General features: G+C 30.1%; 8 protein-coding genes. 4 read left to right on the top strand and 4 right to left on the bottom strand.

Annotated features, from left to right (window positions below; translation table 11 throughout):
- The first annotated feature begins 20 nt into the window (after window positions 1-20).
- Window positions 21-401 (top strand): Fur family transcriptional regulator, encoded by a 381-nt coding sequence (locus tag ACMOUI_RS00380; protein ID WP_418963763.1) that lies wholly within the window; start codon window positions 21-23, stop codon window positions 399-401.
- A gap of 46 nt (window positions 402-447) precedes the next feature.
- On the opposite strand, the gene ACMOUI_RS00385 is transcribed toward ACMOUI_RS00380, so the two are convergent.
- The 4 genes from ACMOUI_RS00385 to ACMOUI_RS00400 all read right to left on the bottom strand — a co-directional run bounded on the left by ACMOUI_RS00385 (window position 448) and on the right by ACMOUI_RS00400 (window position 6374).
- Complete coding sequence (locus tag ACMOUI_RS00385) at window positions 448-2109, bottom strand: autotransporter domain-containing protein (RefSeq protein WP_418963764.1); 1662 nt, start codon at window positions 2107-2109, stop codon at window positions 448-450.
- Window positions 2110-2312: 203 nt separating this feature from the next.
- Entirely contained in the window at window positions 2313-4985 is a 2673-nt protein-coding gene (locus ACMOUI_RS00390; RefSeq protein ID WP_418963765.1) for an autotransporter outer membrane beta-barrel domain-containing protein, read from the bottom strand.
- A 22-nt stretch (window positions 4986-5007) separates the two neighbouring features.
- Window positions 5008-5952, bottom strand: a complete 945-nt coding sequence (locus ACMOUI_RS00395) for an omptin family outer membrane protease (RefSeq protein ID WP_418963766.1) — start codon at window positions 5950-5952, stop codon at window positions 5008-5010.
- Window positions 5953-6092: 140 nt separating this feature from the next.
- Complete coding sequence (locus ACMOUI_RS00400; RefSeq protein ID WP_418963767.1) at window positions 6093-6374, bottom strand: hypothetical protein; 282 nt, start codon at window positions 6372-6374, stop codon at window positions 6093-6095.
- Window positions 6375-6743: 369 nt separating this feature from the next.
- Here ACMOUI_RS00400 and ACMOUI_RS00405 point away from each other — a divergent pair, with 369 nt between their 5' ends.
- From ACMOUI_RS00405 to ACMOUI_RS00415, 3 genes are all read left to right on the top strand, one after another.
- Window positions 6744-7835, top strand: coding sequence for a glycosyltransferase family 9 protein (locus tag ACMOUI_RS00405; protein ID WP_418963768.1), 1092 nt, complete (start codon window positions 6744-6746; stop codon window positions 7833-7835).
- Entirely contained in the window at window positions 7832-8998 is a 1167-nt protein-coding gene (locus ACMOUI_RS00410; RefSeq protein WP_418963769.1) for a glycosyltransferase, read from the top strand. Before ACMOUI_RS00405 ends, ACMOUI_RS00410 begins: the two co-directional genes overlap by 4 nt.
- Window positions 8999-9018: 20 nt before the next feature.
- A partial coding sequence (locus ACMOUI_RS00415; RefSeq protein WP_418963770.1) for a glycosyltransferase family 9 protein occupies window positions 9019-9741 on the top strand: 723 nt, incomplete at its 3' end.

Here is a 9741-nt window from a genome sequence, read left to right on the forward strand (position 1 = left end):
GAGATAAAGGAGGTATAATTGTGAAATTTTCTAAACAGAGAGAATTAATTTTAAATTATATATTAAATAGTCACGAACACCTTACAGCTGATACAATATATGCAGATTTAAAAAAAGATAACCCAGAGTTAAGTTTAGGTACAGTATATAGAAATTTAACGAAACTTACAGAGATGGGAGCTATAAAAAAAGTTAGTTTACCTAACCAGGTGGATAAATTTGATAAAAATTTGGAGCCTCATGCTCACCTAATATGTGATGAGTGTGGAAGTGTAACAGATATAGATATTCCAGAAGTGAAAAGTTTTATAGACAAAGTCTCAAAGGATGAGGATATATTAATAAATAGATACAATATATCTTTTAATGGGATTTGTAAAAAGTGCAAAAATAAAAAGTAATAAAAAGACCACAGAAATTCTGTGGTCTCTTTACTATTTAGGGGTACTAAAATTTATAGCCAACACCTACATTAAACTGAAGTGCTCTATTTGAATTATCTCCAAATAGGAAGTTTACTCCAGTTGAGTAAGTGGTATTATTATTTCCTTGGAACTCTAAAGATAATCCTGTAACTCCATTTATTTTAGAGAATTTTTCATTTTCTAATTTAAAGTTCGATCCCATAGTGTCCTTGCCAACTATATTTCCAGTTGCAGATAAAGCTCTATCTCCTAGAGTATTATTAACTCCTAAAGTCAAAATAGATGAAAGTTTTCCAGAGTTAAAGTGTGTATCTTTTATTAGGTTAGTTCCAATAAAAAGATTTCCAAGTTTTTTAGTTGTCTTTTTAACTCTCATATTCACCGATTTGTCTTTGTAGTTCTCTTTAATTTTATGTTGAGATAGATTATAGTAACTTAATCTCATTATAGGCTCTATATGAAGAGTATTTGAGAAATCCATCATATATGAAAACTCTGTGAAGATATTATAAGTCCCTTGCTTATACTTTTGAGAGTTTTTATCTCTTTCAGATTTTAAATCAGTTAATTGATATCCCATTCCAGTGACAGTTTTAATATTTTTAATATCGTTTTCAAAGTAAGTTCCAACATACATTGACGTACCTTTTAAAGAGTTATCATCTTTAAAAGATGAACTTTGATGATTTCCTCCAAGTGCAAATCCAATAGAGTTATTTTCAGATACACCATATTCAACAGTAGCGATAGCTCCATTTATATTTGATGTTATATTGGCATTGTCTTTACTATGAGATGAAAGAACACCACCTTTTGCATTCCACTGGTTTTCAGATGTTTTATCTTTTAGAACTATATTGTTTTCAAAAAGTTGTATAGATTCAATACCTGTTTTTAAAGAGTGTGTATATGGTGTATTATTTTTTAAGGTCTTTAGTGTATTAAGAGCCTCATCTAAAGATTTTGGTACAGGTAGATTTTCAAGACTATCTGTATCAGCTAAACTTTTAAGTAGATCAAAAACTCCGTTTTTAATATAGATCTCTTTGGCATTAATAGGAGGATTTATATCTGCTACTCCATCTCTTTCAAGGTTTTCATCAATATTCTCATACTCTGAAACTTCATAAATAATCTCTTCACGATTTTCTACAACAGAGTTTTCAATGGCAGCAGGAGCAAGGCTCTCTTCAGCAGGTTTATTTTCCTCAGCGGGCTTATTTTCAATAACCTCTGCCCTATTCTCAACAACTGGTTCTTTTTCTATTTTTTTATCCTCAATAGGCTTAGCAATAGGTGCTTTTTTTAAAGCCTCAATTAGTTCATCATTTTTATTGATAGTTTTAAACATAGCATTTCTTTCAGCCACAAGTTTCCAAATTTCAGCACTTGTAGCCTCCTGCTTCTTTAGAGTTTTTTCTCTCTCTTCACCAGTTTCATATGTCAATCTATGTCTATATGATTGATTTAAGTTTTGCTTTCCTTTGATAAGAGCCATATGGTCTTTAGCTTGCTTTCTTAAATCTGTATTTTCCTTTTCCAAGTTTATAATTTGCTCTTTAGCACTTAGATTTGATCTTTCCATAACTTCGTTATTTTCTCTGTACTCTTGGGAAAAAGTTTGTGTAGATAGACTAAAAATAGTCATTCCCAGTAGTAAAAATTTCAAATTTCTATTTTTCAAAATAAAATCCTCCCTAATCCCTCTTTCAACTATATTTTAATACATAGAGGTGGAAATTTATTTTTTATGACATGAATTATGAAAAAAAACACATTAATATTTTAGAAATAGGGATAAATAACACTTGAGTAAAAGTGTTTAATGGAGTTATAACAAATGAAAAAAGCTGCAAATAATGCAGCTTTTCCCATATTTAAGGAGTACTAAAATTTATAGCCTATACCTAAAGATAGGTAGTTGTTATCTCTTTTTCCAAACTCTTTTCCGATTTCAAGAGCCACTTTTAAATCTTTAATCTCAGTGGAGATTCCAGCATTAGCAAGTAGGTTCTCCTTTTTTAAAGAATCATTATTTAGATTGTAATTAACTCTATCTCCTAAAAGAGAGATATCTTGCTTATTATTTAAATCTCCCAGTTCATAAGAGTAGATGAAGTTTGAGTATATATCTATAAAATTGAAATTTTTACCAATTTTAAATCCAACACTTGGAAGTATAGAGAAGTAATCCTCCTCTTTAACAGTAAGTCCCAAATCTCCTGCATTTTTTTCAGTGAATCTCTTATGTTTACCATACCCTAGGTTTAATCCAGCCATTGGCTTAATGTATAGAGACTCTCCATAACTTCTACTGATCTCTCCATTTGCTCCTAAAGTATATGAGTTATATTTCCCCTTAGCTTTTTTATTAAAGCTATCAATCTCTCTATTAGTTTCATGGAAGTTATACTCTCCATTTAATCCAAACTTAATATCAAAACTGTTCAGTGCAAGTTTTTTATAAACTCCAGTATGGATAGATTGAATAGAACCTTTAGAACCCTCATTATACTTTATGCTGCTATTCTCATATCCAATAGTTGTATATATATTATTTTCAAATCTTTTTGTTCCCACAAATCCTTCAGACACTGTCTTATATCCAGAAATATCTCCCTTGTCTTTAACTGATGATTTATCTCCAAAAATGTTAAAGTTATAGCTATACTCATTTAAGTTATCTATAAGTTTTCCATCCTCTTTTATAAATCTATTTTGTATATCAAAAATTTGTCTAGGAAGATTAGCATATATCTCCCCTGATAGATCTTTAACAACTTTTTTTAGTTCATTAGTACTATCGTTTTTTAAGATTTTATCCATAACTAGTTCTTCATCTTTAGATAGATTCATATTTTCAATACCTAAATAACTATATAGGGATTTAGATAAAGAGCTAAGTTCCCTACTTTTATAGATTTCCTCAATTGTAGTCTCATTTCTATAGACTTTTAAATTTACATTTCCACTGTCATTAATCTCTACATTTGATTCATAGAATAGAGAAACCGCTTTAGGATTAGTAGCTCTAGCTAATTCAATTTTAGGTGCAGAGAAAATATCATTATAGACAATCTCTTTTTTATTTCCCTCAATTAAATCTTTAGATGCTACAATATCTCCATCTATCTTTAGGCTTCTTTTAGCTCTAACTCTAGAAACGTCTCCAGAGGCCTCTTTTCCAACAATGAACTTCCCTAACTGGTCTGTGGAAATCTCTAAATTTCCATTTGCTAAAATTTTTCCTCTATTTATATATGTAGCTCCATTATTTGCAACGATACCTCTTCTTCCAGTACCATCATTTGAAAATACTATCTCTCCCTCATTGACAATAGAACTTCCCTTATGATCGGCAAACATTCCTGTAATAATAGGGCTATCTCCATCTAAAACAATTTTACCTTTATTTATAATTTTACCACCGCTTCTAGCAACCATTCCATAGGAGTTGATTCCTTGAACATTGATAATACCCTCTTTTTCGTTGGTAGCAACAGCTCCTTTCATAGAGTACATACCTACAGCCTTTTCCCCATTTACACTGATAACTCCTTTGTTGATAGCAAAGGTATTTTCGCCATATGTATCCATTCCATGAGCATTTCTACCAGAAACTGAGATTGTTCCAGTATTTTCAATTGTGTTTTTACCTTTAGAGTTAAAAACTGTTAGAGACATTCCATTAATACCAAATGGTTTATCTGGATTTATAAGGTCAAAATCATTGTTATTAACAGTGATTTTTCCTTTATTAATCATATAGATATCTTCATCTGGTTTATTTTCCTTAACTGATTTATGTGCTCCCATACCAATAAGATCACCATAGGCAGCATTTGGTTTTCTATTTCCATTGATCTCTATTTCACCATTGTTGATAGATGTAAATCCTTCTCCATCAGATGTACTATACATTCCAGTTAGAATAGTTCCATCCCCTTTAAGTTTTCCATTATTTTCAAGAAAACCTCCCTCAGTGGATCTCATAAGAGTTGCATATGTATTTGGATCTTCCATATTAGCAACAATATTACCATTATTTATAGCTTTAGCATTTTTTCCATGGGAGGACATACCGACACTCCTGTTAGCTAAAATATTTATAGTTCCAGATTTTTCATTGATAGCAGTTGTATCGTCAAAAGCTCTTAAACCAGTGCCACCAATATTTCTAACCTCTAATACTTCACTATTTTTAACCGTAGGTCCTTCAACTGGTAAAGAGGGTTCCTCTGGTTGTGGAATAGGAGCTGGATTCTCCTCAACTGGTGGATTTGGATTGGAACCTGCATTGTCAGGTTTATCTACCTTTGGCACTGAAGGTACCGCAGGTGGTACAACAGGCTTTACTTCAGGTTTCGCTTCAGGTTTTTCAATATTCCCCTCTGGTTTTACAGGTGAAACCACTTCTGTTGATGGTTTAGAAGCAGTTGGTGGAGATGGTACAGAAGTAGAAGGTGAGTTACTACCTCCACCGCCTCCACCGCTTCCACATGCCGTTACCAAAGAGGCAAGGACTCCAATAAAGAGATATTTTTTATTATATATTTTCATTTTAATTGTTTCCTCCTAATTTTTAAAACTTGTATGTAGCACCAATAGACAGGGCATAACTGGTATTTTTTAAACCTGATAGATTTTTAATACCATTAGTTTTTTGTCCCTCTTCACTTATAAAATCAGTGCTAGATTTTTTCTTATGGAAATATTTAGAATACTCTAAAGTACCGTTTATATCGATAGATGGTGTTATAGGATAAGTAGCCATAAGCTTAATACCTAAATTTTTAACATTTTTATATTTTTCCTTAGATTCCATAGGTCCTCTTTCAAGGTGTTTATCATTGGCCTTAGCTTTTCCATATAGACTTCCTTTAATCTCTAAATCTAAAATTAGCTTTTCAAAGTTATATGAAGCACCATAACCAAGATATGGTGTAAAAAACTTTTGAGAGTATTCAATACCTTTTTTAGAGTAGTTTCCCTTATCTACAGTGGTAGTACCATCCAACTCATAGTTATATTGGTTTCCACCTTTAGCATAAAATTTAAAGTAATCATATTTAAAACCTAAAATAGGTCCAGATTTTAAGTTATCAGTGTGATAAAACCAGTACTTAATATTGGTATCAAACATTAAAAGATCATCTATATAGTTTTTGTTATCACTGAAGTTTGAGAGCTTTCCATAGTCTTTTGGAGTAGCTCCATCTTCAGCATCATCAGATGAGTACCAGTCATAATCTTTCATAGAACCACTAGATGTAGAGTTAAAATTTTTCTTTAGTCCCATTTGAAGCTCTATATTATTAAGTGTGTGTGTATAACCAAGTATAAAGACAGGAACATTTTTAATTTTCCAATCTAAATAGCTAACCTTTTCCCCTGTTTCAGGAACATATACGTATTCTCCAGCTTTACCATTAACAGTTCCTAATGAAACGGTAAAAGCGTTACTTGTTTGTGCAAAAATTCCAGTAGAGGCAGTAAGAAGTAGAATAAAAAAATCTCTTTTTAACATAAATTCCTCCTAAAATCTTTAAAATATTTTTCAAGTATAATTTTAATATACAAAGGATAAAAATTATTTTTTATAACATGAATTATAAAAAAAAATGCATCAACAATTAAAAAACAGGGATAAAAAAACCACTTAAATTTTTAAGTGGCTTGAAGTCTATTTATAATAGTTTCAAAAAGCTCTTTTGGAATTTTTCCCTTTAGTCTTTTTAAAAACTCCTCATTTGTATGTTTAAAAAATTTCACATGACGATAATCTTCTAAATCTAAGGCATATAGTTTATTTTTATATACTATAAAATTATCAAATTTTAAATCTCCGCAATAGATGTTATTTTCCAAAAGGCGGAGTATAAAAGAGATATACTGTTCAATTATAATATGATTATCTGAGTTCTTTTCTAAAGCCTTTTCGAGCGACAAGCCAGGTACATTTTGAGTTTCTACTGAATATTTTGAATAGTTGATAATTGGTGGTGTGTTGATGTTTAATGTGTTTAAAAGTTTTGATATATAATAAAAATTCTCTCCTGGATATCTCCTGAGACCAAGGAAAAATTTGATCCTATTGATCAATTTAGGATTAAAATTTTTAATAAATACATCACGATTTTCGTCAAAAAAAACGGCACTCCTAGGGTGCCTAACAATTACTTTCATATTACCTCCCCCAAAATAATAATAAAGTATATATTCATAAGGCTTATTATAGCATAAATTTTTCAAAATATAAAAAAAATAGTCAAAATGTGTTATAATTAAAATAAAAATTAATAGTTTAGTGAGGAAAATATGATTCGGAAATTAAATAGAGTTATCCAAGATTTTCTAAGGCCAATTAGGTTGGAATTAGGTAGAAAGATTTGGGATAAAAAGAGTGAGAAACACTTGGAGTTAATTAAAAATAATAGAGTTGATATGAGTAGAGTAAAGTCTATTCTTTTTTTACGTTATGATGGAAAAATAGGGGATATGGTTATAAATACACTTATGTTTAGGGAGATACAGAAGAGATATCCAGATATTAGAATAGGAGTCGTATCAAGAGGTGCAGCAACGGATATAATAAAATTTAATCCACATATAGATATTATCTATAACTACAAAAAAGGTAAAGAGAGCGAGTTAGCAAGTGAGATTGCAAAAGAAAACTATGATGTCCTTATAGATTTTTCTGAGATGTTAAGAGTTAACCAGATGAAGTTTATAAATCTTTGTAAGGCTAAGATAAATATAGGACTTGATAAAAAGGATTGGGACCTATTTGATTTAAGTTATGAAAAAAACTATGAAAAACATATAACAGATATGTATAAAAATGTCCTAAATACTTTAGGCATAGAAAATCCAAATTTAGATTATGAGATTCATACTGGAATGATTGTAAAGGATGAGATAAAAAGACGTCTTCGTGAGCTTGGAAACCCAGAGAGTATAGTGATTTTAAATCCATATGCTGCAAGTAAACATAGAAGTTTTAATATAGAGAAGATTTTAGAAATCAGTTGTAAGGTTTTAAAAGATTCAAAGAGCATGTTAATCTTTATAGGAGAATCAAGTAAAAAAAGTGAGATAGAGGGAATTATTGAGGTTTTAGGAGATAGGGATAGAGTAAAATATCCAACTCTTTCTGGAATTTTAGAGGTAGTGGAACTAATAAAACATGCTGATTATGTAATAACTCCAGATACTTCAATAGTACATATTGGAGTTGCAGAAAAACTTCCTATGACAGCAGTTTATAGATTGGATACAGGGGATAATAACTCAGTTGTTTGGGGACCAAATTCACCTCTAGTTAAGCAGATCTTCTCTAAAGACATAGCAGCTATTGGAGAGGAAGCTGATATAAATAAGTTTGATATAAGGGAGATTGGTGTATGAAAAAAAAGATAGCTATATATAATGGACAATTATATATGGGAGGAATAGAGAGAGTTTTAATAAACTATTTAGAAAAATTGGCAAAGGAGCCTGAGCTAGATATTACATTGATCATAAAAGAGAATATTCCGGAAAAAAATGTTTTTGCAAGTGAAGTTCCCAAAAATATAAAGATAGAGTATATAAAAGATGAAAGTCTTTGTAGAAAAACAGTGGAACTTTCAAAAAATAAAAAGAACCCTTTAGTGAGATTAAAATATCAGTGGAATCTTTATTATAGTAGAGTTACTATTCAGAGATGGATAGATAGATACTTTAAAAAAAATAATTTTGATGTGGTATTAGATTTTGATGGAAGTATGTGGAGATATATAAAAAATCTTACAGTTCCTGTAGTTGGATGGGTTCATTTCTCTTTGGCCAATAAAAAAGGTAGAAAATATGAAAACTATAGAAAAAGATTTGAGCTATATAAAAAAGTTGTACTTATTTGTGATGATATGAAAAAAGAGTTTGAGGCTATGTTTCCTCAGTTTAAGGATAAGGGAATAAGAATCTACAATCCTATGGACTTTGAGGTAATAAAAGCCAAAGCTTTAGATCAATCAGAACTTACTTCAGAGGATAAAAAACTTTTAGAGGATAACTTCTTTGTAGCTGTTTCAAGACTTGTAGGTGGTAAAAATAGAGTTGGATTAGTTGAAATATATGCAGAATTAAAGAGAAAAGGTATTAAAGAGAAATTATACATATTGGGAGATGGAGATGATAGACCCAATATAGAGAGAAGGATAAAGGAGTTAAATCTAGAGGATGAAGTACTGCTTCTAGGACAGAAAAAAAATCCATTTCCATATATGAAAGCAGCAAAACTATTTTTACACACTTCAATGGGAGAGGGCTTACCAACTGTATTTATAGAGTCAATGTTATGCGATACAATAGTAGTAGCTTATGATTGTCCAACTGGTCCAAGGGAGATATTGGTAGATGGAAAAGCTGGAGGGCTTATACCATTAAATGATAGTTTAGCTTTTGAAAATATGGTTTTAAAGATTTTAAATGATAAAAAATTAGAGGAGTCTATAAAAGAAGAGATGTACAGAAAAATGAATGAGTTTACATATGAATATATAAGAGAGGATTTATTTAAGTTATTTTAGAGCATTGAGGGAGAAACATTATGATTAGGGGATTAGCAATAAAGTTAGTAGGAAAAAAAAGACAAGAAGAGATCAAAAATGAAAAAATAAAAAGAGTTTTAATCGGTGGAGGAAGAGTAGGGGATATTGTAGTAAAAACTCCAATGCTTGAAGCACTATCAAAACTAAATAGGGATGTAAAAATAGATATAACAGTGATTAAAGGAGCTAAAAGCCTAGTTGAAAATATACCATATATCAATGAGATTATTGAAATAGATGAGAAACCAACAAGAAATAAGATTATTAAAGGATATAGACAGATAAGAGGAGCTTTTAAAGTTAGAAAAAAATATGATTTATATTTTGATTTTACAAATAACTGTAGATTTATTCATATTTTAGCACTGAGAATTATGTCACCAAGATATCTAATAGGAAGATATAGACTTGAAAAATTTGGAATTAGAAGGGATGAGTTAACAATTTTTGATGGTTATGTTGATGTAAAAGAGGATGATCATGCTGTTGATATAAATATGGACTATTTAAAACCTTTAGGCATAAACTTAGATAATAGAAGTTATAAACTATATTTAGGAAAAAATGAGAAAAAATATAAAAATTATTTTGAAAAAAATAAAACCAATATAGTTGTAAATTATAGGGCTAGTTCAGAATCTAGAAGTTTATCTCTGGATCAATTAAAAGAGTTGAGTTTAAAATTAGTTAAATTAGATGAAAAAATAGTAGTACACTTACTG

The organism is Cetobacterium sp. (assembly GCF_048470075.1).
GTDB lineage: Bacteria > Fusobacteriota > Fusobacteriia > Fusobacteriales > Fusobacteriaceae > Cetobacterium_A.

What these genes read in the sequence shown, in the direction of transcription:
- ACMOUI_RS00390 (WP_418963765.1), bottom strand. Translation starts at nt 4,985, where the DNA reads ATGAAAATATATAATAAAAAATATCTCTTTATTGGAGTCCTTGCCTCT.
- ACMOUI_RS00395 (WP_418963766.1), bottom strand. Translation starts at nt 5,952, where the DNA reads ATGTTAAAAAGAGATTTTTTTATTCTACTTCTTACTGCCTCTACTGGA.
- ACMOUI_RS00405 (WP_418963768.1), top strand. Translation starts at nt 6,744, where the DNA reads ATGATTCGGAAATTAAATAGAGTTATCCAAGATTTTCTAAGGCCAATT.
- ACMOUI_RS00410 (WP_418963769.1), top strand. Translation starts at nt 7,832, where the DNA reads ATGAAAAAAAAGATAGCTATATATAATGGACAATTATATATGGGAGGA.